At 60.8% G+C, this 23066-nt stretch carries 17 protein-coding genes and 3 pseudogenes; 9 read left to right on the top strand and 11 right to left on the bottom strand.

Annotated elements, in window-relative coordinates; translation table 11 throughout:
- Window positions 1-8: 8 nt before the first annotated feature.
- Window positions 9-1214 carry a multidrug effflux MFS transporter gene (locus tag AC19YS_RS28935; protein ID WP_500603226.1) on the bottom strand — a complete coding sequence of 402 codons (1206 nt, stop codon included), beginning with the start codon at window positions 1212-1214 and terminating at the stop codon, window positions 9-11.
- A gap of 100 nt (window positions 1215-1314) precedes the next feature.
- Between AC19YS_RS28935 and AC19YS_RS28930 the strand changes: the two genes are divergently transcribed.
- The 5 genes and pseudogenes from AC19YS_RS28930 to AC19YS_RS28910 all read left to right on the top strand — a co-directional run bounded on the left by AC19YS_RS28930 (window position 1315) and on the right by AC19YS_RS28910 (window position 8701).
- Complete coding sequence (locus tag AC19YS_RS28930) at window positions 1315-2421, top strand: efflux RND transporter periplasmic adaptor subunit (RefSeq protein ID WP_500603225.1); 1107 nt, start codon at window positions 1315-1317, stop codon at window positions 2419-2421.
- 2 nt (window positions 2422-2423) lie between these two features.
- Window positions 2424-5506 (top strand): annotated as a pseudogene (locus AC19YS_RS28925) (efflux RND transporter permease subunit).
- Window positions 5507-5652: 146 nt separating this feature from the next.
- Window positions 5653-6873 (top strand): annotated as a pseudogene (locus AC19YS_RS28920) (type IV secretion protein Rhs); the annotation flags it as partial.
- A pseudogene (locus AC19YS_RS28915) lies at window positions 6867-8390 on the top strand (RNase A-like domain-containing protein); the annotation flags it as partial. The pseudogenes AC19YS_RS28920 and AC19YS_RS28915, both read left to right, overlap by 7 nt.
- Window positions 8387-8701 carry a contact-dependent growth inhibition system immunity protein gene (locus AC19YS_RS28910; RefSeq protein WP_200625738.1) on the top strand — a complete coding sequence of 105 codons (315 nt, stop codon included), beginning with the start codon at window positions 8387-8389 and terminating at the stop codon, window positions 8699-8701. The pseudogene AC19YS_RS28915 and the gene AC19YS_RS28910, both read left to right, overlap by 4 nt.
- A gap of 127 nt (window positions 8702-8828) precedes the next feature.
- Here AC19YS_RS28910 and AC19YS_RS28905 read toward each other — a convergent pair whose 3' ends face one another.
- From AC19YS_RS28905 to AC19YS_RS28885, 5 genes are all read right to left on the bottom strand, one after another.
- Window positions 8829-9167 carry a hypothetical protein gene (locus AC19YS_RS28905; RefSeq protein ID WP_500603224.1) on the bottom strand — a complete coding sequence of 113 codons (339 nt, stop codon included), beginning with the start codon at window positions 9165-9167 and terminating at the stop codon, window positions 8829-8831.
- Between the two features lie 656 nt (window positions 9168-9823).
- Window positions 9824-11053, bottom strand: coding sequence for a M20/M25/M40 family metallo-hydrolase (locus tag AC19YS_RS28900; RefSeq protein ID WP_169366417.1), 1230 nt, complete (start codon window positions 11051-11053; stop codon window positions 9824-9826).
- 49 nt (window positions 11054-11102) lie between these two features.
- Window positions 11103-12161, bottom strand: a complete 1059-nt coding sequence (locus AC19YS_RS28895; protein ID WP_500603223.1) for a diguanylate cyclase — start codon at window positions 12159-12161, stop codon at window positions 11103-11105.
- A gap of 88 nt (window positions 12162-12249) precedes the next feature.
- The gene (locus AC19YS_RS28890; protein ID WP_106580197.1) at window positions 12250-12882 is read right to left on the bottom strand and encodes a LysE family translocator; all 633 of its coding nucleotides are present in this window, start codon (window positions 12880-12882) and stop codon (window positions 12250-12252) included.
- Window positions 12879-13718, bottom strand: coding sequence for a sugar phosphate isomerase/epimerase family protein (locus AC19YS_RS28885; protein ID WP_500603222.1), 840 nt, complete (start codon window positions 13716-13718; stop codon window positions 12879-12881). Before AC19YS_RS28885 ends, AC19YS_RS28890 begins: the two co-directional genes overlap by 4 nt.
- A gap of 136 nt (window positions 13719-13854) precedes the next feature.
- Between AC19YS_RS28885 and AC19YS_RS28880 the strand changes: the two genes are divergently transcribed.
- Window positions 13855-15267, top strand: coding sequence for an aminotransferase-like domain-containing protein (locus AC19YS_RS28880; protein ID WP_500603221.1), 1413 nt, complete (start codon window positions 13855-13857; stop codon window positions 15265-15267).
- On the opposite strand, the gene AC19YS_RS28875 is transcribed toward AC19YS_RS28880, so the two are convergent.
- The 5 genes from AC19YS_RS28875 to AC19YS_RS28855 all read right to left on the bottom strand — a co-directional run bounded on the left by AC19YS_RS28875 (window position 15245) and on the right by AC19YS_RS28855 (window position 19665).
- On the bottom strand, window positions 15245-16324 hold the full coding sequence (locus AC19YS_RS28875) for a sigma-54 interaction domain-containing protein (RefSeq protein ID WP_106580200.1): 1080 nt from the start codon (window positions 16322-16324) through the stop codon (window positions 15245-15247). The genes AC19YS_RS28880 and AC19YS_RS28875 overlap by 23 nt on opposite strands.
- 96 nt (window positions 16325-16420) lie before the next feature.
- Window positions 16421-17086 carry a methionine ABC transporter permease gene (locus tag AC19YS_RS28870; RefSeq protein ID WP_500603220.1) on the bottom strand — a complete coding sequence of 222 codons (666 nt, stop codon included), beginning with the start codon at window positions 17084-17086 and terminating at the stop codon, window positions 16421-16423.
- Window positions 17083-17829 carry a methionine ABC transporter ATP-binding protein gene (locus AC19YS_RS28865; RefSeq protein ID WP_500603219.1) on the bottom strand — a complete coding sequence of 249 codons (747 nt, stop codon included), beginning with the start codon at window positions 17827-17829 and terminating at the stop codon, window positions 17083-17085. Before AC19YS_RS28865 ends, AC19YS_RS28870 begins: the two co-directional genes overlap by 4 nt.
- The gene (locus tag AC19YS_RS28860; RefSeq protein WP_500603218.1) at window positions 17826-18620 is read right to left on the bottom strand and encodes a MetQ/NlpA family ABC transporter substrate-binding protein; all 795 of its coding nucleotides are present in this window, start codon (window positions 18618-18620) and stop codon (window positions 17826-17828) included. The genes AC19YS_RS28865 and AC19YS_RS28860 overlap by 4 nt, the downstream gene beginning before the upstream one ends.
- A gap of 13 nt (window positions 18621-18633) precedes the next feature.
- Window positions 18634-19665, bottom strand: coding sequence for an isopenicillin N synthase family dioxygenase (locus tag AC19YS_RS28855; protein WP_500603217.1), 1032 nt, complete (start codon window positions 19663-19665; stop codon window positions 18634-18636).
- Between the two features lie 248 nt (window positions 19666-19913).
- Between AC19YS_RS28855 and AC19YS_RS28850 the strand changes: the two genes are divergently transcribed.
- From AC19YS_RS28850 to AC19YS_RS28840, 3 genes are all read left to right on the top strand, one after another.
- On the top strand, window positions 19914-20654 hold the full coding sequence (locus AC19YS_RS28850) for a response regulator (protein WP_106580205.1): 741 nt from the start codon (window positions 19914-19916) through the stop codon (window positions 20652-20654).
- Window positions 20651-21955 carry an ATP-binding protein gene (locus AC19YS_RS28845; protein ID WP_500603216.1) on the top strand — a complete coding sequence of 435 codons (1305 nt, stop codon included), beginning with the start codon at window positions 20651-20653 and terminating at the stop codon, window positions 21953-21955. Before AC19YS_RS28850 ends, AC19YS_RS28845 begins: the two co-directional genes overlap by 4 nt.
- Before the next feature lie 175 nt (window positions 21956-22130).
- The coding region (locus AC19YS_RS28840; RefSeq protein ID WP_500603215.1) for an LLM class flavin-dependent oxidoreductase at window positions 22131-23066 on the top strand (936 nt) is incomplete at its 3' end.

Raw genomic sequence — 23066 nt, 5'->3', positions numbered from 1 at the left:
TGATCGTCCTACGTATAGGACAGTCCCTTGACCGGACGTTGGCGCAACAAGTGGAACGCGACAAACGCCGACACTGCAAAGCTGGCCTCAATGAGGATCATCGGCGTGGCACTGCCATCGCGCAAATGGCTCAGGAACAGGCCGCTGCAGGTCGCACCAAACATCTGCGAAAACCCCATCAGGCCAGCGGCCAGGCCCGCGCGGTGAGCGTTGGGCATCACCGCGCCCGTGACCGAGCCGGGGAGCACCAGGCCACCGCCCAGGGTCACCAGCGCCACCGGAATGTCCAGGCCCAGCACCGACAGGCCGAACAGCTCGTAAATCAGCACCGCCGATAGGCCGCCGATGGCCACCAGTGTCACGCCCATCGCCACAATCCGCTGCGGTCCCAGGCGCATGATGTTGCGCCGGGTGTAGGTGGAACCGACGATCAGCATCGACACAATCACGCCAAAATTAATGCCGTATTCAAGGCTGCTGAAACCCAGCAGGTTGATAAACACCGCCGACGAACCCGCAATCACCGAGAACATCGCGCCATAGGTACAGGCCAATGCCACGGCGTACGCCCGGTATTGACGGCCCTTGAGCAAATCCAGGTAGTGCCCGCCGAGGGTACGCCAATGGCCGGCCGTGGGATCGAGGCAGTGATTGCTCTCGCGAAAGAACAGCACAGCCAACACCAGCACCACACTGCCAATGATCAGGGCCACAACAACCGGCGCGTGCCAGCCCAGCAGCTTGATCAGCAGCCCGCCAATCATCGGCGCGACGACAATGGCGTAAAGCATGCCGATCATGGTCAGCGCCAGGGCCGGCCCGGCTTCGGCTTGCCACACGTCACGCACCACGGTACGCGCCAACACCAGCGCGGCGCAGGCGCCGAGGCCTTGCAACACGCGGGCGGCAATGAATTGGCCAATGTCGTTGACCAGCAGCATCGAGAAAGTCGCCAGCACATACAGCACCAGGCCGCCGATCAGCACCGGACGACGGCCGATACGGTCCGACAACGGCCCGAACAGCAACTGCCCGAGGCCGAATGCAGCAACAAACGCCGACAACGCCATCAGCGCCGAACCGGCTGGCGCCGCCAGCGCCTGCTCGATAGCGCCAAGGCCTGGGATGATCAATTGAGTCGACACTTCACCCAGCGCCGTAAGGGCCACCAGGAAAAACAACATGCTTTGCGAGGGGGCCGGGGCGTTTGCCATGGGGAATATCCGGGGGCTGGATTAATTTATATTTCGACCATAATATGCGTAAAAAATTATGTCCATAATTTTTTATTCACTGGTTAGCCCGGAGCCCGTCATGATCCCTCTTCCCCTGCGTCTTCTCACGCCTTTAGCCCTGTTGATCCTCCTCGGCGGCTGCAACAGCAAGGCCGACACCGCCGCCGAAGTGCCGCTGCCCCGCCCCGTGCTCGCGGCCAAAGTCGAAGCCGCCGGCACCCAGCAAAGCGCGTACACCGGCGTAGTGGCTGCGCGCACAGAAAGCGACCTGGGCTTCAGGGTCAGTGGCAAGGTCATAGGCCGCAAGGTCGACCCCGGCCAACATGTCTCCCGTGGCGACACCCTGCTGGTGCTGGACATCGGCGACTTCGAGCTGGCACTGCGCTCGGCCAAGAACCGCGTGAACGCGGCCCAGGCGCAAGTGCGCCAGCGCCGCGATGATGAAAACCGCTACCAACGCCTGGCCAGCACCGGCGCCGTGTCGCGGCAGATTTTCGACCAGTCGGCGACCAACCTGCGCGTCGCCGAGGCTGAGCTGGCTTCGGCGCAATCGGACGCCAGCCAGATCGAAAACCGCCGCACCTACTCGGTGCTCAAGGCCGACGGCGACGGCATCATCACCGATGTGCGCGTGGACCGCGGCCAAGTCGTCGCCGAAGGGCAGATCGTCGCGCGCCTGGCCCATGACGGCGCTCGCGAAGCCATCGTCAACCTGCCCGAAAACCAACGCGACCACGCCTCACAAAAAGCCTTGGCGTTCCCCTTCGGCGCGCCGGACCAGGCCGTGACTGCCACCCTGCGCGAGCTGTCCGCCAGCGCCGACCCGACCACCCGCACCTACCGCGCGCGCTACGTATTGCACGGCGCCGTTGACCGTTTCGCCCTTGGCTCGACCATCACCGTCCGCCTGCAAGGCAACGGCCAGGCCCAGCAAACCCGCGTGCCCATCGGCGCGTTGCAAGACGCCGGGCAAGGCACCGGCGTGTGGCTGATTGGCGCAGACGACACCGTCAGCTTCGCCCCCGTCAAGGTCGCCAGTCTCGGCCAGGAGGATGCCCTGCTCGACAGCGGCCTCACACCCGGCCAGACCATCGTCGCCCTCGGCGCGCACCTGCTGCACAGCGGCGACGCGGTGCGCCTGCTGCCCGCACAAGCACTGGCCCTCAACCGTAAACAGGACCACTGAGCATGCGCGGCATCAACCTCTCCGAACTGGCGGTGAAACACCGCGCAGTCACGCTGTTTCTGATCATCGCGATCCTCGCCGCCGGCATCTTCTCGTTCGGCCAACTGGGGCGCGCCGAAGACCCATCATTTACCGTCAAGGTCATGACCATCACCGCCGCCTGGCCCGGCGCAACCGCCCAGGAAATGCAGGAGCAAGTCGCCGACCGCCTGGAAAAACGCCTGCAGGAACTGGACTACTACGACCGCGTCGAGACCATCGCCCAGCCGGGTTTTGTGTCGATGCGCATGACCTACAAAGAGTCCACGCGCCCCAGTGAAATCCAGGATCTGTTCTACCAGACCCGCAAAAAACTCAGCGATGAAGCGTCGAAACTGCCCAAAGGCGTGATCGGGCCGTTCTTCAACGATGAATATTCCGACGTGTATTTCGCCCTTTACGCACTGGAAGCCGAGCACTTGCCGCATCGCCAGCAAGTGCAAATGGCCGAAGAACTGCGCCAGGGTTTGCTCAACCTGCCGGGCGTGAAAAAGGTCAACATCCTCGGCGAGCAGGCCCAGCGGATCTTTGTGGAGTTTTCCTACGAGCGCCTGGCAACCCTGGGCATCAAGCCCGATCAGATCTTCGCCGCCCTCGCCGCGCAGAACGCCGTAGCGCCATCGGGTTTCGTCGAAACCGCCGGCGCCCGCGCCTATATCCGTATCGACGGCGCCTTCGACAGCCTCGCGCTGATCGAAAACGTGCCGCTGGAAGTCAACGGCCGTGTGCTGCGCATTGCCGATGTGGCCACCGTCAGCCGTGGCTATGAAGACCCGCCCAGCTACCGGATTCGCCATCAGGGCGACCCGGCGCTGATGCTCGGCGTGATCATGGAAAAGCACTGGAACGGCCTGGAGCTGGACAAAAGCCTCAAGGCCCAGGAAGCCAAAATCCAGGCCGATCTGCCGCTGGGCGTGAACTTCGCCAAGGTCTCCGACCAGGCGAAAAACATCAGTCTGGCGGTGAATGAATTCATGCTCAAATTCTTCGTCGCCCTGGCCGTGGTGATGGTCATCAGCCTGCTGGCGCTGGGCTTTCGCGTGGGCCTGGTGGTGGCCGCCGCAGTCCCGCTGACCTTGTCCGTGGTGTTTGTGATCATGCTGCTGACCGGGCGTGAATTCGACCGTATTACCCTGGGCGCGCTGATTATTTCCCTGGGTTTGCTGGTGGACGACGCGATTATCGCCATCGAGATGATGGTAGTGAAACTGGAGGAAGGCGTTGACCGGATTCACGCCGCCACGTTTGCCTGGAGCTCCACCGCCGCGCCGATGCTGACCGGCACGCTGGTGACGATCATCGGCTTTCTGCCGGTGGGTTTTGCGCGCTCGGGCGCCGGGGAATATGCCGGCAATATCTTCTGGATCGTCGGCTTTGCGTTGATTTCGTCGTGGCTGGTGGCGGTGGTGTTCACGCCGTACCTGGGCGTGAAATTGCTGCCGCAGATCAAACCGGTGCCGGGCGGCCACGACGCCATCTACGCCGGCCGTTACTACCAGAAACTGCGTGATGTGGTCCAAGCCTGTGTGCGCGGGCGCTGGTGGGTGACGGGCTTGGTGGTGGCGGCCTTTGTGCTGTGCGGCTTGGGGATGGGCGTGGTGAAGAAGCAGTTCTTCCCCAACTCTGACCGTTCCGAACTGATCCTTGAGGTGTACATGCCGCCCGGCAGCGCGTTCAAAAGCACCGAGGCGGTGGCGGCGCAGTTGGAGAAAGCCCTGCTGCAAGAGCCACAGACCCGCCTGGTCGATACCTATGTGGGCGGCGGCGCGCCGCGCTTCTTCCTGTCGCTGAACCCCGAGTTGCCCGACCCGGCGTTTGCCAAGCTGATTGTGCAAACCCCGGACTCGCATGCCCGCGATGCGCTGAAACTGCGCATGCGTGAGCGCATAGCGGCCGGTGAATTCCCGGCTGCGCGTGTGCGTGTAACGCAATTGCTGTTCGGCCCGCCCGTGCCGTTTCCGGTGGTGTTTCGTGTGTCCGGGCCAAACGTGGATGTACTGCGCGGCGTGTCCGAAGAGGTGCGTCGCATTGTCGCCGCCAACAAGCTGACCAAAGACGCCTTTCTCGATTGGGGCGAGCGCACCAGCGGCTATCGCCTGGTGCTTGATCAGGACCGCCTGCGCCTGCTGGGCTTCACGCCCAATGAGGTCAAATCGCAGCTCAATGCCTTGCTCAGCGGCAACCCGATCACCGAGGTGCGCGAAGGCAATCGCACCGTCTCCGTGGTCGCCCGCGCCCAGGGCGACCAGCGCGAAGACCTCGGCAACCTCAACAACATGACCCTGACCAACAACGCCGGCACTTCAGTGCCGCTGGCCCAGGTCGGGCACTTCCAAGCGGTCATGGAAGAACCGATCCTCAAGCGCCGCAACCGCGCGAGCACGGTGGAAGTGCGCGCCGACATCATCGACGGCGTACAACCGCCCGACGTGGAAATGGCCGTGTACAAAGACCTGCAACCGCTGATCGCAAAGCTGCCTGCCGGTTACCAGATCGACATCGGCGGCCCGGTGGAAGAAAGCGCCAAGGCCAACGTCGCGCTGGCCGCACTGTTCCCGATCATGATTTTGCTGACGCTCACCGTGATCATGTTCCAGGTGCGCTCGTTCGGCGTGATGTTCATGGTCTTCGCCACCGCGCCCCTGGGCCTGATCGGCGCGGTGCCGACCTTATTGCTGTTCAACCAGCCGTTCGGGTTTAACGCGATTCTGGGCCTGATCGGGATTGGCGGCATCCTGATGCGCAACACGCTGATCTTTACCGATCAGATCCGCCAGAACCAGGAGCACGGCATGGCGATTCGCGAGGCGATTATCGAAGCCACCGTGCGCCGCGCACGGCCGGTGATTTTGACGGCACTGGCGGCGGCCCTGGCATTTATCCCGCTCACTCTGTCGGTGTTCTGGTCGTCCCTGGCTTACGTGCTGATTGGCGGGGTACTGGTGGGCACGGTGTTGACGCTGTTGTTCCTGCCGGCGCTGTGCAGCTTGGTGCTTGGGCGGGAGAGGACGAAGACTACCGAACATCCCACGTAACCGCCGGATAAGCTCTACAGATATCGCCTGAAAACCTCTGCAAAGTCCTTCGCCTGATCACACAGTGCGAGGGATTGCAGATGGTTTCTTTGGTTAAAGCCTCGGTTCATGGGGCTGTCGCTTGAACACGGCCATCGGCAGGCTGGCCCTGGCCCCAATGGATGCAAAGACGGTCGATGTTGAAACCGTCTTGCGTGACTTTCGGGAATGCCTGAACACCTTTGATGAATGGGCGTCCAGCTTCTGGAGCTTTTCGGCGCTGGATGTCGAGCAGGTGTTTAAAGTCGGGGAGGAAGTGGCGCTGGTCGCCCCCATCAACCGCTCGATCATTCCCAGCAGCACCGTCGCCACCTGCCAGGCCAACGGCACGTTGACCCTGGTGCACATGTTCCAGAGTACTCAGTTCGTGCCCATTGGCAACACGCCCGTGGTGTTGCAACGCATCGACCCCAACGGTGGCCCCCTGGGCGAGCCGATCCACAAGACCATCGGCCCCAGCGGCATTCTCGAAATCACCGAGTGTGATCGCAACCAGCAGTACCGAATCAATTTCTATCCCAACGTTTCCAAGGATCACGTCAAGGCGCTGTATGCGTCTTATCAGTCGGTGATCGGAGATCTGGACGTGCGTCTGCGCGACGAGTGGAACGGCACGTTTCAGGCGCAGTGGAAAACCTATACGGACGCTACTCCGCTGGACCGGCGTCGGCTGCTGGAGGCAGCCTTTCTCAATGGCATGGGCAAAGCGCTTTACAGCCTGTGGGACAACATAACGCAGCTGTACGACATGTTGGCGGACATCAAGCCTAACAGCGAAAAGTTGCTGCACTACATCTCCCAAACCGAACTCGATGAGCTGCTGAAGCTCGGCAACGACGCGATCGCCATCGGCCTGCTGGTGCTCAGCGATGAGCCGCTGTTGTTCATTTATGTGTCGGCGATGGTCAGCTGGATGCGCATGCTGCCACCGCAAGAAATGAATGAGCTGATGGGGCAAATCACTGGCGAGGTGTTGATCAACCTGCTGCTGATCTGGGCGACGGCGGGTATGGGCGTGGCGGTGCGTCTGGGTACGCAGGTGCTGGGGCACATGAAGTCTGGACGCGGGCGGGATCTGCTGGAGTTGCTGGCTAAAAAGCTGGTGATGCCCCGGTTGGAGTCACATGCCGAGGTGGTTAAGCCGTTGCTGCTGAGTAGTGCGGCGACGCCGATCAAGACGGTGCCGGTTGCGCCGTTAAAGGCTGGGGATCAGTTGGTATCCAACCCGGTGCCTGCGGTTCGCAGCAAGACGCAGCGGACGGCGTTGGTGCGCCAGGAACATGTGGATGATGTGCCGGCCGCTGCGAAGAACCCGCAGGGAGATGCAGCGGCGCCTGCGGCCAGCTGAAAAACCTGCGCCTGCCGGATAACAACCGCCTCACCTTCAACCACGACAAAAGCGGCCACCTCGCCACCGTCGAGCTGAACGGCAAAACCCTCACCTCTCACCTGTTTAAAACCGGAAAAGAACGCCAACGCCAACAAGGCCAGCTCCTCAGCCACTACGACTATGACGACCAAAACCGTCTCCACGCCCACGCGGTGAGGCAAGAGGAACACAAGCTCTACCGCCGCCACTACGACTACGACAAAACCGGCAACCTCACCCGCCTGCTCGACACCCGCAAAGGCGAACACCACTACCACTACGATCCCCTCGCCCGCCTGACTCGAGCGGATCACTCGCAAGACCAGCAAGAGCGCTTCGGCCACGACCCGGCCGGCAACCTGCTGATGCAATACCGCCCCGGGCCGGACATCGTGGCGGGGAATCGGTTGATGATTCAGGGCGATCATCATTATGACTATGACGCGTTTGGCAACCTGACCCGCCAAAGACGCGGTAAAGACCACCAACTCGTCACCGAGTATCGCTACGACTGCCAGCATCGGCTGATTGGTATCACCCAGCCCAACGGGCAAACCGCCAGTTATCACTATGACCCGTTTGGTCGGCGTATCAGCAAAACCGTCGACGACCTAACCACGGAGTTTTTCTGGCAAGGCGACAAGCTGGTTGCGGAGCATCACGCGGACAGGCATCGCAGTTATATCTACGAACCGGACAGCTTTCGGCCCTTAGCACTGCTGGAAGGTTTCGGCCCGAAAGACACCCAGCCCTTCCACTATCAACTGGACCACCTCGGCACACCGCAAGAACTCACCGCCCCCGACGGCGAAATCGTCTGGTCCGCGCACTACCGTGCCTATGGCCAGATCAGTCGCCTCGACATAAACAAAGTCGACAACCCGCTGCGCTTCCAAGGCCAATACCTCGACGAAGAAAGCGGCCTGCACTACAACCGCCATCGCTACTACAATCCAGACATTGGTCGTTACCTGACACCGGACCCGGTGAAGCTGGCGGGTGGGATCAATGCGTACCAGTACGTACCTAACCCGACGGGGTGGGTAGATCCGTTGGGACTGAGTTGTAAGAACACGAACTGTCCTGAAGGTCCGTACAGCAAAATAGTTCCAGGAGGAGGTTTAGCCGCGCACGAGCGGGCAGGAGGGCATCTAATGCAAAAGCATATCGGTCGAACTGATAGACAATTGCTGGATCGATTACAGCAGGAACCAAATATCCCAGCGGCTTCTACTTTTCATGATCGCGCCACAGCAGAGTTCGCAGTATCAAATGTACTAGATGACAACAAAACCCAAATAAATAACTTCCTTGCAGGGCAAAACAATCAGATCGTCATTATTCAAAAAACTGAAGAACCTATAGGTACTAGCTTTAAAAAGAACACGACAGCAGCCGTTCCGGGAACAGAAATCCACCTTATCATTCGCAGAGATGAAAACATGCATAATGGTTACCGAATTCATACTGGATTTCCAAACCCATGAACCAAGACTATCCCGAGCTACAGCAATTCCTTGCAGGGTATTTCAATCAGGATTGGATGGAAGACCACAAGAGCGCGAGCGATGTAATTGACTTCTTTATCTCTGACGTCTCTGCAGACACATTATTCAAAGTGCAATCAGAATTACATAGATTGATAACAACCCAAAAAACCGAACAAGAGCTCCAAGATTATTTATTCGCTGATATTGGATGCTACTACTATTACCTTAACGAATGGGAGAGCGCCCGAACGTGGTTGAGGCACGTTGCTTCAGCATTGGAAAGTAGTAAAGCCTCAAATAAAAAATAAAGAAAACAAACTTATAAACCAATCAATCTTTGGCCCCTTTGGCGAGCTTGACCGCGCTGGGTCGTCCGGCAGCCAAAAGAGGGGCGACGCGATTTAACCGGCCGATAAGCGTCCAGTTTTGGGGCTGCTACGCAGCCCAACGGTGGGCAAGCCCGCTCATCACGTAAAACTGGCTTCCGCATTGAACACGACGATAGAAGTGGCGCTCATATAAACGTCTGGTCTGCCAAGAAAAAAGGGCCGCATTATCTTTTCGATGCAAACCAAAAAATGGTAATAAAGCTGGCCAAAAGGTTTGAAACAAATAAACTATTTTGATGAAGAACTCATTAAAGAGTTTAAAAGCTTCAATATAAATTTTACCGTTCTCTCTGAAGCTAAGCATGAAGCAATAGTCGATAGCATCAATGATGACAATGCCTTTCTCCGGAAGCCAAATTGCCTGGAGCAAGTTAACAAATAGCATTAACTTTGGACTTCAAGCCTCAGATCTGGCTATATCGCTACTGATCGAAGAGTTCAACAAAGTAACCAACGAAAACCTGTACTTCGTCGGCGACGTATGCTCGGACGGTTATTTAGTCGATCATAGAGACCTGAGTCAGGTGGTGAAAATCCTCTCTGAATTTCCTCAGCACACCTACATCGTGCCGGAACCGATGACGTGGATCGCATGCCTTTCATTTGAAGGCTATATTGACTTCGCAACTATTTGTGAATAGAAACTAATGGGTAAATGTTCGTGTCGGCTGATGCACCTCCCAGCAAGTCGAAATAATAGATCCTCGTGAGTAATTCACCGACATCTACCAATTAGTCAACGAGGCCTGGAAAGACGACCTCCAAAAAGCCAGCCTCGAAGACCAATCCACATGGTGAATGCCACCGGCATCACTGATGCGCCTTGAAATACTGTGGCGAGCAGGCTTGCCCTGCGTGGGACTCAAGCCCCAACAAGGGCGACGCGCTTCTAAAGCCAAAACCGCGTCGCCAGTTTCGGGCCTGCTGCGCAGCCCAACGCAGGGCAAGCCTGCTCGCCACAATAAAACCGCTAGTCACAACAGGCCTACTCACCGGATAGCGAGGTTCACCCTCAAAAAATGAGTGAACCCAGCGCCCCAATCAACGCTTCGAAAGCTCCATAATCATCCGGCTAAGCAAGTAAATTCGCGGCGCTACACTCTCCACTTCCGCATATTCCTCTGGGGTATGTATGTTGCCACCGACAATCCCGAACCCATCCAGCGTCGGTGTCCCGACCCCGGCAGACAAACTGGCATCCGCTGCCCCGCCGCTGCCTTCGATGGTCAACTTACGCCCCAACTCCCCGTAAATCCCCTGGGCGATTGCGACCAGCTTGTCCGACTCCGGCGTCTGCGGCATTGGCGGTAAACCGCGCAGCAAACTGGTTTTCACTTCGGTGTCCGCAATCAACTTATTCGCCGAAACACGGGCCAGGTCCTTCTCGATCCGGTCGAACTCTTCCGGCAATGCCGCGCGTACGTCCGCCTTGGCCGTCGCCTGGTCGGGGATGACGTTGACGCGGTCGCCGGCCTTGAGCACGGTGAAGTTGATGGTGGTTTTCTTCTCTTCGTCGCCCAGTTTGCCCAGTTGCAGGATCTGGTGCGCCGCTTCCATCGCGGCGTTGCGCCCCAGTTCCGGGGCGACGCCGGCGTGGGCAGCTTTGCCTTTGACTTCAACCACGGCGGTGGCGCTGCCTTTGCGCCATACCACCAGGCCGTCGGCTGGGCGGCCGGGCTCGAGGTTGAGGGTGACGTCGTGGCCCTTGGCGGTGGTGCGAATCAGTTCGGAGGCAGCGTCGGAGCCGGTTTCTTCGCTGGCATCGAGCAGGAAGGTGATCTGTGCGTAGTCCTTGAAACCCTGATCTTTCAGCACCTTCAGCGCATAGATGCCAGCGACGATGCCGCCTTTGTCGTCCATCACACCGGGGCCATAGGCGCGGCCGTCCTTGATGTGGAACGGGCGTTCGGCGGCCGAACCTTCCTTGAACACCGTGTCCATGTGGGCCATCAGCAAAATCTTGGCTTTGCCGGTGCCTTTGAGGGTGGCGATCACGTGACTGTTGTTGGCCGCTTTGTCCGGCACCAGCTCGATGCTGAAACCGAGCTGCTTCAATTCTTCTACGGCGATGTCGCGCACTTGGGTCAGGCCGGGCTCGTAGCCGGAGCCCGAATCGATATTCACCAGACGCTCAAGCAGCTTCAGCGCTGGGGCCTTGTATTGTTCGGCGCCGGCCTGGATCTGCTTGTAAGGTTCGGCGCTGTAGGCCGGCACGGCGAAGGACATGGCCAGGGTCGCGGCCAGGAGGGTACGGGAGAAGGTGAAGAGCATGGACCGATCCTTGTTTTTTTGTTGGGGGGTGCGCCAACACCCTACCCCACTAGACCGATCGCAACCAACTCCCTTGCACTGAACTCACACGGTTGCGCCCGCTGCTCTTGGCCTCATACAACGCCTGGTCGGCGTCGTTGAGCCAACTGGTCGAATCCGCGTGCGCAGGTTGATACGGCGCCAGGCCAATGCTCAGGCTGGCGCGCAGTGTCGGGTCTTGGGTGTACGCCAATGCGTTGAAGCGGTCGCGCAAGGCGTCCATCACTTCGGTGGCGCGGTGCAGGGGCATGTCCGGCAGGATCACGCAGAACTCATCGCCGCCATAGCGCCCGGCAAGGTCGGTGGTGCGCAGGTTCTGTCGCAGCACTTTGCTCAGTTGGCGCAGCACGATATCGCCGGTAACGTGGCCGTAGGTGTCGTTGATAGTCTTGAAATGGTCGATGTCGATCAGCGCAATGGCCGCGCCCACCTGCTCTCTGCGACAGCGTTGGAATTCGATCTCCAGGTGGTCCTTCCAGGCACCGTGGTTAAGCAGGCCGGACAGGCTGTCGGTGCGGCTCAGCGCCAGCAACTCGCGTTTGTGCCGGGCGAGGGTCACGGCCTGGCGATAGCAGATCCAGCCCAGAACCAGCGGGTACACCATCAGAATCGGCAAGCAGGCGTAAAGCTGGGTTTCAGTGGTAACGGCAATGAACGACGGGGCGAACACCAGCAACGACGCGCCGACACCCAAGGCCTGCGCCACCCAGCCCGCCAGCATGAAGCGCGGCCCGCCAATGGCGACGTTGTTCATGGTCATCATCGACAGCGTGGTGACACTGGGCAACGGGTTGAAGTGCATGGCGCCGACCCAGAACCCGCCGCAAAAGGAATCAAACAACAGGTTACGGCGTTCGCTGCGCAGTGAGTTGCTGGCGCGGCGCGACCATTGATAGGCAATGTGCGGCCAGACAAAGGCGTTGATCAGCATCCACGCCCACACCCACAGCGGGGGATGCAGGGGGTACATGCCAAACACCACGCACACAAAACCGAGCGTCAGCCCCAGCGTGCGCGACTTATACAACCGTGAAGCGAGCGGAAGTCCATTTCCTCCGGCGGTTGACATGGCTTGGTGTGATCCTGGATGAATGCCTGGAGTCTATCAGGGCAACGTCAAATCGCCACTACCGCTCATAAACCTGCTAATCGCGCCCTCAGTGCGAAAAACCGCGCGCCAGCATCAGCGCCACACCCAGCAACAGCACCGCCGTGACCCGTTGCAGCAACACCCGCCGCCTGGGGGTTTCCAGCACGTGTTTGATGCGTTGGCCGAAATAGCAATACAGGCAGCCGCTGGCAAACTGCAGCAACAGGAACGTCAGCCCGAGGATGGCGATATCTGCCGCGCGGCTGTGCCCTCCCGCCCCGGCAAACTGTGGGAACACAGCGCTGAACATGATGAGCGTCTTGGGGTTGGAAAACCCGGTCAGCAAGCCCTTGCCGAACAGGCTGCGCGCGCCCTGCGCGGCACCGTCCCGGTTGATCGATACGCCGCTGCTGGTCCACTGCCGGTAGGCCAGGTAGAGGATGTAGGCCACACCCACACACTGGAGGGTCTGGGTGATGGCAAGGTTGCCTTTGATCAATTGCGAGAAGCCTACGGCAAAGATCAGGATCGAAATCAGGTACGACACACTGGCGCCGATCTGCGCCGGGATCGAGCTGCGCAGGCCGTCCTTCAACCCCAGGCTTAACAGCAGCAGGGTCATCGGGCCGGGGCTGAAGGTCATGGTGGCGCAAAACAGCAGAAAATAGAGAAACGAAGAAAGCGTCAACGTACTGGTCATGAGCCCAGACCCGGGTTGGCAGAAACAACGGCGAAGGTGCGCGCCAGGTCGGCCAGGGCGGCCTGCGCACTGTGGTGACAGGTTTCAAAGGCCACCAGGCCTTTCCAGTTCGTCTCGACGATAGCTCGCAGCACCTCGGCGTACGCGCAGTTGTCGACGTCGTGCCCCTCCTTGTGGTTGCTGAAGGAAATACCCTTGATCAGCGCGGGGTACTTGCGCATCACTTGCGCGGGCAAGCGGCTGTCGATGTGTGTGTGGCCGGCGTCGAGCAAGCAGTACACATTGCTGTGCGCTTGCAGGTGCTCGAACACAAAGGCGAATTGCGCTGGGTGGGTGAAAATCCGGTAGTTGACGTAGTTGGACAGACTCTCCAGGTAGATATCCGTGCCCTTGGCCTCGGCGTACTGCGCCAGCTCCTTGACCGATTTGAGGTAATGCTCAAGGGCGATGTCCTTGGCCTCCAGCACCCTTTGCGGACCCACGATGCAGCCGCCGTGGATGATCAACGGCGCGCCCAGACGGCTGGCAACATCGACCTCTCTTTCCACGTACTCCACCGCCGCCGCACGAAAAGCGCCGACATCGCTGCCCAGCGGCGCCTTGAAGTTACTGTGGAATATTGGCTGAACACCGCTGGCGGCGATCTTCTCCTGCAGGCTGGCGATGCGCGCATCAGTCCAGTCCTCGACCCTTTCGCCTAACAGGCTGGCGTCGATGTACCAGTGGCTGTAGCCCCCTTCCATGGCGCTTTGCAGGCCCTTTTCGGCCCCCAGGTATTTATGCTGGGCCACCCCCAGGCAGAACGGCGCGCCGGGGTTGATCAGTTGGCTGTCCATCACGTAATCCCTGTCATTGATGGCCCGCAGTCTAGAGCGGCAGCCTTGCACAGGGCAGGTAAAGTAATGCCTAATCCGGCCGAACTTTACCGGTAACAATCACCGGTAAAATAACCGGCAAATACCAGGAAGGTTTATGTTTGTACCCGCCATCGCCTTTGTTGACGGCACACCCAAGGTTCAGCAGATTGTCGACGCGTTCAGCCAGGCCATCGAGCACGGTGACTGGGCGCCGGGCAGCAAATTGCCGTCGGTGCGTGAATTGACCCAGACCCTGGGCGTGGGCAAATTCACCCTCAATGAAGCGCTGGACCGCCTGCGCGGACGTAACCTGCTGACCTCCAGCCAGGGCCGCGGCTACTTCGTGGCGATGGACAGCGCCCGCCCCGCCTCGATGACCTGGGTCGACCTGTTGCCCCAAGACCTGCTCAGCGTGTTGCGCCGCCCTTTGGTCACCGCCGGCGGCGAGCTGCGTCCCGGCAGCGGGCACTTGCCGGAGAGCTGGCTGAACAACGACGCCATCCGCCACGCCCTGCGCAGTGTGGTGCGCGCGCCGTCGTTGCGCATCGCCGGGCTGGGCGCGCCGGCCGGGCTGTTGCCGCTGCGCCAGGCGCTGCAACAAAAGCTGCACGCTGAAGGCCTGTCAGTGCCGGTGGAACAAATCATCACCACGCCCAACACCGTGCAAGGCCTGGACATGCTCATGCGCCTGCTCGCCCGCCCCGGCGACACCGTGCTGCTGGACGCGCCGTGCTACTTCAACTTCCACGCCAACCTGGCCTTGCACGGCGTCAACGTAGTGACCATCGAGCGCCGCCCCGACGGCTTTGACTTCGCCGCCCTTGAAGCACTGCTGGCCGAACACCGCCCCAGTCTGTACCTGACCACCAGCGTGCTGCATAACCCCACCGGCCATTCCTTCAGCCCCAGCCAGGCGTTTCGCCTGCTGCAACTGACTCAGCAATACCATTGCCATATCGTCGAGGATGACCTCTACGGCGACCTGCACCCCAGCCCGCCCCCGCGCCTGGCGGCTCTCGCCGGGCTGGACCAGGTCACGTACCTGTCTGGTTTCTCCAAGATTCTGAGCGCCAACACCCGCGTCAGCTATGTGGTGGCCGCGCCGCAACTGGCGGCGAACCTGACCAACATGAAGTTGATGAGCGGTGGCGTGACCTCAGAGCTGTTCGAGCAACTGGTCTATCGCATGCTCAGCGAAGGCAGCTACGCCAGGCATCGCAAGCGCATGGTGCAACGGTTGATGGAGTCCGGCGGACGCGTCGAGCAATGGCTTAAGCGTTGCGGGTGCGAGCTGCCGATGGCGTATGAGGGCGGGATGTTTATCTGGGCGCGGCTGCCGCAGGCGGTGGACGGCGAACTGCTGGCCCAGCACGCGTTGAAACACAGCATGGTTCTGGCGCCGGGCGCCTTGTTCGGTTATGACCCGGCGCACCTCAATGCGATGCGTTTTAATGTCGCCCACAGTGATGAACCGCGCGCGCAGCAGCTATTCGAGACACTGCTGCTCAAGGCCGTGCGCGCCCCTTGAGCATGCCGTGGTTGACCAGCAAGGTGCGCATCGCGTTGCGGGTGATCCCCAGCAAGTCCGCGGTGCGCAGTTGGTTGAAGCCACAAAACGCAAACGCCTCGCGCACGATCAGGTCCTCGATATCGTGCAGCAAGGTGTCTCCCGGCACCTCGAACAACCTCAACAGCTGCTCGCGCATCACCTCCTGCGGGATCCGCGGCGCACCACTATTGGCGCTCGCGTGGAGCGCGCTGAGCCCGGCGGAGAACTTCAGGTGGCTGGGCATGATCGGCTTGTCGCCGGCCACCAGCAGCGCCAGGTGCACGACGTTTTCCAGCTCGCGGATATTGCCCGGCCACGGGTACTCCAGCAGCGCCTGGGTGGCGGATTCGGAGAGCATCGGCTCGGCGATCTTGAGCTTGGCGCTGTACAACCGGCGAAAGTGCTCCACCAGCGGCAAGATGTCCAGCGGCCGCTCGCGCAGCGGCAGCACCTGCACCTGCGCAACGTTGATGCGGTAAAACAGGTCCAGACGAAAATTGCCGGCCTCCACCGCCTGTTCCAGGTCGATGTTGGTGGCGGTCACCAGGCGGATATTGATCTTGACCGGCTTGCGCGAGCCGACCCGCACCACCTCCTGTTCCTGCAGCACACGCAGCAACTTGACCTGCAGAGGCAGTGGCAGGTCGCCGATTTCATCCAGGAACAGGGTGCCGCCATCGGCCTCTTCAAACCAACCGATCCGCCGCCCGGAAGCACCGGAAAACGAGCCGGCTTCATGCCCGAAAAACTCGCTTTCGGCCAGGTTCTCGCTGATCGCGCCGCAGTTCACCGGCACAAACGCGCCAGTGCGGCCGCTGGCGCTGTGGATGTAGCGCGCCACCAGCTCCTTGCCGGTGCCGGTTTCGCCATTGATCAACACCGGCGCTTCGCTGGGGCCGACGCGTTTCAAATAATCGAGCAGTTGCAACGAGCGCGGGTCGGAAAACACCAGCGCCTTGGCACGGATCGACAGCGGGTCTTTTTCGCCCTGGGGCAAGGTCAGGATCGGCGTGGGCTGCCCGTGGGGACGGTTCATGAACAATTTCCCGGCGGCGAGATAAAGAAGTGAAGGTGACTTTACCCAGCCGCGCATATAACTAGAAATATTAAAAATTCATTAGTACATAACCGTTTATCGGCGGTGCGCCAGCGACCTCACACAGCGATCCCCCAGGCTTTGCACGCCCTGCACCAGCACCACCAGCACGATGACCGTGACCACCATGATCTGGTTGTTGAACCGCTGATAACCATAACGAATCGCCAGGTCGCCCAGCCCGCCGCCACCGATCACGCCAGCCATGGAGGAAAAGCCGATCAGCATCACCAGCGTCAGCGTGACCCCGGCCACCAGCGCGGGCAAGGCTTCCGGCAGCAGCACTTTGAGGATCACATGGCGCACGTCACCGCCCATGGCGACGATGGCTTCTATGCGCCCCTTGTCCACTTCATCCAGGGCGGTCTCGACAATGCGCGCAAAAAAAGGAAAAGCGCCAATCGTAATCGGCACCACGGCCGCCGTACTGCCCAATGTGGTGCCGACGATCAGGCGCGTCAGCGGGATCAACGCGATCAGCATCACCACAAACGGCAATGATCGCCCCAGGTTGATCACGGCGCCCAACACCCGGTTGAGCCGTGGCAAAGGCAGTAAACCGCCGCGTCGGCTGACAAACAGCACCACGCCCAGCGGCAAGCCGATCAACAGCGTGAACAGGCCCGCCAGCAGCACCATGTACAGGGTTTCGCCGGTGGCGTTGAGCAGCAGTTGAACAATCTCGTTCCAGTCGGTTTTCATACGGCCCTCACCACGGGCAGGGTTGGCGCCAGCGAACGGCCCAGGCGCGATGTCGGGTCGGCTTGCAACTGCAGCAGCGTGCCGCTTTCCACCACGCGGCCATCGGCCAGCGACACTGCGCTGTCACAGATGGTCTTGACCACGTCGAGTTCATGGGTGATCAACACGATGGTCACGCCCAACTGCCGATTGATGTCGCGCAACAACTCAAGAATCGACGCGGTGGTTTGCGGGTCCAGCGCGCTGGTGGCCTCATCCGATAACAAATAGGCCGGACGCGCCGCCAATGCCCGGGCAATGCCCACACGTTGTTTCTGCCCACCGGAAAGCTGCGAAGGAAACGCCCCAGCCTTGTCACTCAAACCCACCAACGCCAGCAACTCGGCCACCCGCGCCGCGCGCTCGACCTTGGGCACCTGGGCGATTTCCAGCGGCACCGCGACGTTGCCCGCCACCGTGCGTGAATGCAGCAGGTTGAAGCCCTGGAAGATCATGCCGATGCGCTGGCGTTGCTCGCGCAGTTGCTTGTCGCTCAGTTGGGTCAGGTCCTGGCCATCCAAAAGGATGCGCCCGCAGGTGGGCCGCTCCAGCAGGTTAAGGCAGCGCAACAAGGTACTTTTACCCGCCCCGCTGCGGCCGACGATGCCAAAAATCGAGCCGTCGTTTATCTGCAACGACACGTTATCCAGCGCCGCCGGCTGGCCGTCGGCGTAGGTTTTGCTGACGCCCTCGACGACGATCATTTGGCCGCCACCGGAATCACGGAGCCCGCGTATTTTTCGCTGATGAACGTGGCCACCTCCGGCGAGCGCAGGTCCTTGGCGAGCTGCTTGATGCGCGGGTCATCGACCAGTTTTGGTGTGGTCACCAGGATATTCGCGTACGGGTTGCCCTCGGCTTTCTCCAGGCCCAAGGCGTCTTTGGCCGGCACCAACCCGGCTTCCAGAGCGAAGTTGCCATTGATCACCGCCAGGTCCACATCGTCCAGCGCCCGCGGAATTTGCGGCGATTCAATCTCCAGAATCTTCAAGTGCTTGGGGTTCTCGGCGATGTCCTTGGGCGTGGCCTGCTCCTTGGACGCGTCATTGAAGCCCGGCTTGAGCGTGATCAGGCCGTTCGCTTGCAACAGGTACAAGGCGCGGCTGAGGTTGGTGACGTTATTCGGCACCGCCACCGTGCCTTTGTCCGGCACCTGAGCGAAACGTGTGTGGCGATGCGAATAGATGCCCAACGGCTCGATATGCACGGTGGCGGCCACGGCAAACTTCTGGCCGAGGGCCTGTTCCTGGGCGTTAAGGAATGGCAGGTGCTGGAAGTAATTGGCGTCGACATCACCGTGCGCCAGCAGCTCGTTGGAGTTCACGCCGCTGGGGATCTCGATGATTTTCAGGTTCAGGCTCGGGTCGATTTTCTGCACATACTCGAGGATCTGCGCGTGGGGAATCGGGTCGGCGGCGACACGCAACGCATCGGCGGCCGACACACTCAATGAGGCCAGCAACGCCGCCAACGTCAGTGCGGTTTTCTTCAACATGGTGATCTCCTGATCAGGCGGACAGTGCGTGGGGAAGTGTGGCGTCGGCGTAAAAACGTTGGGCGACATCCGGGTGCGAGCGCAGGCGGCCCTTGAGGTAATTCCAGCCGACATCGCGCAGCAACGGGTTGCGCGGGTCACTGGTGGGGCCGTGGGCATCACGCAGCAGTTCGGGGGCCAGGTCATACACCGGCACCACCGCATCCAGCTGCGCGCCGAGGAAGAACGCCAGGGACAGGCGCTCGCTACCCAGCGGCGGCGACACCACGCGGTGTACGGTGGCGCGCAAGTAACCGTTGCTGGCCAGCTCAAGCAGTTCGCCGATATTCACCACCAAGGTTGCGGGGCGTGGCGACGCATCAATCCAACGGCCCTCCTCCACTTCCACCTGCAAACCGGCCTGCTCGTCCTGCAGCAGGAAGCTCAAAAAGCCGGAGTCCTTGTGTGCGCCCACGCCCTGGCGGCTTTGTTGCGCGTGGCGGCCGGGGTAGCGAATCAGCTTGATGTGTTCGTTGGGTTGGTCGCAGTACAGTGCGTCAAACGCGTGCTCGGGCAGCGACAGGGCCTGGGCGAAGGCGCGTAGCAAGCGCAACGACATGTGCGTCATTGCCTGCTGCCAGGCCAGCACCAAGGGTTTGAGTTCGGGTAAGGCCACAGGCCATTGGTTCGGGCCTTGCAGACGGGCCCACGCGGCCGGGTGCTCAGCCTCACTCAACGGCTCGCGTTCGGCGCCGACGTCAAACTGTTCGCGCAGGTCTGGCTGGCCGCGAGTGATCTCCGACGCGGCGCGGTTGTAGCCGCGAAAGTGCGCGGAGTTGAGCATGCCGACCGCCAGTTTGTCGGCCTCGGGCAAGGCAAAAAATGCGCGCGCCTGCTGCTGCACCTGAGCCAGCAGCGCCGGGTCGATGCCGTGACCGGTCAGGTAGAAAAAACCGACCTGCCGTGCAGCAGAGCGCAATGCATCGAGAAAGTCGCCGCGTTGCTCAGGCGTGCCGTCAAGCTGCGACAGATCCAGCAGCGGCAAGGTGGTGATTGATTGCAGCATCGGCGGCTCACTCCATAAGCGTCTTGGGTTGGAGCAACCAAGCTAAACGATCTTAAAAAACCTTAATAAATACCTTTTTAGCATTAGCTTAGGCGAGCGGGTGAACGACGCCGGAGGCTAGCCTATCGGTTTTTTTGCCTCGCTGTGTATCTCGTTATCGCCAGATACACTGCAATACAAAGGGCACAAGGCAAAGCCTGCGGCGATGGCTAGACTGCGGCCCATGAGCATTTAACGAGGAACGCAGCATGGACCATGTCGACCATATCCTGATCGTCGATGACGACCGCGAGATCCGCGAACTGGTGGGCAATTACCTGAAGAAAAACGGCATGCGCACCACGGTGGTCGCCGATGGCCGTCAGATGCGCAGCTTCCTCGACACCACCCCGGTTGACCTGATCGTGCTGGACATCATGATGCCCGGCGACGACGGTTTGCAGCTGTGCCGCGAGCTGCGGGTGGGCAAGCACAAAGCCACGCCGGTGCTGATGCTCACCGCGCGCAACGATGAAACCGACCGCATCATCGGGCTGGAAATGGGCGCCGACGATTACCTGGTCAAACCCTTTTCCGCCCGCGAACTGCTGGCACGGATCAACGCCGTGTTGCGCCGCACACGCATGCTGCCGCCGAACCTGGTGGTGAGTGAAACCGGACGGCTGATCCGCTTCGGGCGCTGGCGCCTGGACACCACCGCCCGCCATTTGCTCGACGAAGACGACACACTGGTGGCCTTGAGCGGCGCCGAATACCGCCTGCTGCGGGTGTTCCTCGATCACCCGCAGCGCGTGCTCAACCGCGACCAACTGCTCAACCTGACCCAGGGTCGTGACGCGGATCTGTTCGACCGCTCCATCGACCTGCTGGTCAGCCGCCTGCGCCAACGCTTGTTGGATGACGCACGTGAACCGGCGTATATCAAGACCGTGCGCAGCGAGGGTTATGTGTTTTCCCTGGCGGTGGAAATCCTTGGAGCCACGCAATGAAATGGCGGTTGGGTTGGCCGCGCACGCTGGCGTCGCAGTTGTCACTGATCTTCCTGATCAGCCTGGTGTGCGCCCATGGGTTGTCGTTCAGCGCGCAATTCTACGAGCGCTATATCAGCGCGCGCACCGCGATGCTCGGCAACCTGGAGAACGATGTGTCGACCTCGGTGGCAATCCTCGACCGCCTGCCCGCCAACGAGCGCGCCAGTTGGCTGCCGCGTATCGACCGCCAGAACTACCATTACCTGCTCAATGCCGGCGAGACCGGTGAGCCGATGAGCAGTGACGACGTGCCGATGGCCGCCACCTCGATTGCGGATGCGCTGGGCGAGCAGTACGCGTTGACCTTTCGCACCATTCCCGGCTTGCAGAAGCACTTCCAGGCGCACCTGACCCTGACCGACGGCAACCCGATCACCCTCGACGTGCGCCCGGCGGCCCTGCCCGTGGCATATTGGTTGCCGGTGGTGCTGATCCTGCAATTGGCGCTGTTGCTCGGCTGCACCTGGTTGGCCGTTCGCCTGGCGATTCGCCCGCTGACGCGCCTGGCCCGCGCGGTAGAAACCCTCGACCCCAACGCCCATCCGACGCCGCTGGACGAACACGGCCCGACCGAAGTGGCGCATGCGGCGGCGGCGTTCAACCAGATGCAACAACGCATCGCTGAATACCTCAAGGAACGCATGCAGATCCTCGCGGCCATTTCCCACGACCTTCAAACGCCGATTACCCGCATGAAACTGCGCGCCGAGTTCATGGAAGAGTCTGCCGACCGCGACAAACTCTGGAGTGACCTGGGGGAAATGGAACACCTGGTGCGTGAAGGCGTGGCCTACGCGCGCAGCGTGCACGGTGCTACCGAAGCCAGCCATCGCATCAACCTCGACGCGTTTCTGGACAGCCTGGTGTTTGATTATCAGGACATGCACAAGCAGGTCAGCATCACCGGTAAAAGTGCGCTGGTGCTCGACACCCGCCCTCACGCCTTGCGGCGGGTGTTGGTGAACCTGCTGGACAACGCGCTGAAATTCGCCGGCAGCGCAGAACTGGCAGTCGGCTCGACGCCAACCGGGCAGCTGTCGATCAGCGTATTGGACCGCGGACCCGGGATTGCCGAGGACGAACTGGTGCGCGTCATGCAGCCATTTTATCGGGTAGAAAGCTCACGCAATCGCGGCACCGGCGGCACCGGTCTGGGCCTGGCGATTGCGCAGCAACTGGCGGTGGCGATCGGTGGCTCACTGACCTTGAGCAATCGCGCGGGCGGTGGGCTGTGCGCGCAGATTCGGCTGAGCTTGTAGCTCGCCTTTTAATGCGTGTTGCTAATAAATAAATCGAATGATAATTCCATATTTTAATACTTAGGTTAGAACCAACAGGCATTTTACAGACCCGGCGCCTGCCCTTACTTTTGAGCCGAGTGACCGACCCCACGCCCGGAGGAGGTGTTGATCCCGTACCTGACAAGGACTAACCATGAGCATTGAATTCATCGGCTATATCGGCGGCCATCACGCCTCTGAGATCCACCCGCGCAGCGGCCCCACCCTGCAACCGGACTACGTCGAAACCGTGGCCCGCGCCCACGAAGAGGCAGGCTTCGACCGCGCCCTGGTGGCCTTCCATTCCAGCAGCCCGGACAGCACGTTGATCGCCGCGCATGCCGCCAGCGTGACCAAAAAACTGCAGTTTCTAATCGCCCACCGCCCAGGCTTTGCCCAGCCGACGCTGGCTGCGCGCCAGTTCAGCACCCTGGATGTTTTCAACGGCGGGCGCACCGCCGTGCACATCATCACCGGTGGCGATGACCGCGAACTGCGCGCCGATGGCAGCCACATCGGCAAGGACGAACGCTACGCACGCACCGACGAGTACCTCAGCGTGGTGCGCCAGGAATGGACAAGCGAGCAGCCCTTCGATTTCGCGGGTACGTACTACCAGGTGGAAGGCGCGCACTCGACGGTGAAGTCACCGCAGCAGCCGCATATTCCGCTGTATTTCGGTGGCTCCTCCGCGGCAGCGATTGCGGTGGCGGGCAAACATGCCGACGTGTATGCGCTGTGGGGTGAAACCTATGAGCAAGTGCGAGAAGTAGTGACTCAGGTGCGTGCCGAAGCGGCCAAGCATGGGCGCACGATCCGCTTCAGTTTGTCGTTGCGCCCGATCCTCGCCGAGACCGAGGAACTGGCGTGGGCGCGCGCCGAGACGATCTTGCAACAGGCCACGGCGCTGGCTGAGAAGAACGGATTCGTGCGACGGGAACCGCCGAACGAAGGCTCACGCCGGTTGCTGGCAGCCGCGGCGCAAGGCTCGCGGCTGGATAAGCGGTTGTGGACCGCAGTTGCCGGGCTGCTCGGCGCCCAAGGCAACTCCACCTCACTGGTGGGCACCGCCGAACAAGTCGCTGAAGCC

The organism is Pseudomonas sp. MF08831, assembly GCF_059862645.1.
Note: the sequence above shows the minus strand (reverse complement) of the source record. Positions and strands in the feature narration are given on the sequence as shown.

Excerpts from the sequence above, each read along its gene's own strand:
- AC19YS_RS28935 (WP_500603226.1), bottom strand. The coding sequence starts at position 1,214 with ATGGCAAACGCCCCGGCCCCCTCGCAAAGCATGTTGTTTTTCCTGGTG.
- AC19YS_RS28930 (WP_500603225.1), top strand. The coding sequence starts at position 1,315 with ATGATCCCTCTTCCCCTGCGTCTTCTCACGCCTTTAGCCCTGTTGATC.
- AC19YS_RS28910 (WP_200625738.1), top strand. The coding sequence starts at position 8,387 with ATGAACCAAGACTATCCCGAGCTACAGCAATTCCTTGCAGGGTATTTC.
- AC19YS_RS28905 (WP_500603224.1), bottom strand. The coding sequence starts at position 9,167 with ATGCTATTTGTTAACTTGCTCCAGGCAATTTGGCTTCCGGAGAAAGGC.
- AC19YS_RS28900 (WP_169366417.1), bottom strand. The coding sequence starts at position 11,053 with ATGCTCTTCACCTTCTCCCGTACCCTCCTGGCCGCGACCCTGGCCATG.
- AC19YS_RS28895 (WP_500603223.1), bottom strand. The coding sequence starts at position 12,161 with ATGTCAACCGCCGGAGGAAATGGACTTCCGCTCGCTTCACGGTTGTAT.
- AC19YS_RS28890 (WP_106580197.1), bottom strand. The coding sequence starts at position 12,882 with ATGACCAGTACGTTGACGCTTTCTTCGTTTCTCTATTTTCTGCTGTTT.
- AC19YS_RS28885 (WP_500603222.1), bottom strand. The coding sequence starts at position 13,718 with ATGGACAGCCAACTGATCAACCCCGGCGCGCCGTTCTGCCTGGGGGTG.
- AC19YS_RS28880 (WP_500603221.1), top strand. The coding sequence starts at position 13,855 with ATGTTTGTACCCGCCATCGCCTTTGTTGACGGCACACCCAAGGTTCAG.
- AC19YS_RS28875 (WP_106580200.1), bottom strand. The coding sequence starts at position 16,324 with ATGAACCGTCCCCACGGGCAGCCCACGCCGATCCTGACCTTGCCCCAG.
- AC19YS_RS28870 (WP_500603220.1), bottom strand. The coding sequence starts at position 17,086 with ATGAAAACCGACTGGAACGAGATTGTTCAACTGCTGCTCAACGCCACC.
- AC19YS_RS28865 (WP_500603219.1), bottom strand. The coding sequence starts at position 17,829 with ATGATCGTCGTCGAGGGCGTCAGCAAAACCTACGCCGACGGCCAGCCG.
- AC19YS_RS28860 (WP_500603218.1), bottom strand. The coding sequence starts at position 18,620 with ATGTTGAAGAAAACCGCACTGACGTTGGCGGCGTTGCTGGCCTCATTG.
- AC19YS_RS28855 (WP_500603217.1), bottom strand. The coding sequence starts at position 19,665 with ATGCTGCAATCAATCACCACCTTGCCGCTGCTGGATCTGTCGCAGCTT.
- AC19YS_RS28850 (WP_106580205.1), top strand. The coding sequence starts at position 19,914 with ATGGACCATGTCGACCATATCCTGATCGTCGATGACGACCGCGAGATC.
- AC19YS_RS28845 (WP_500603216.1), top strand. The coding sequence starts at position 20,651 with ATGAAATGGCGGTTGGGTTGGCCGCGCACGCTGGCGTCGCAGTTGTCA.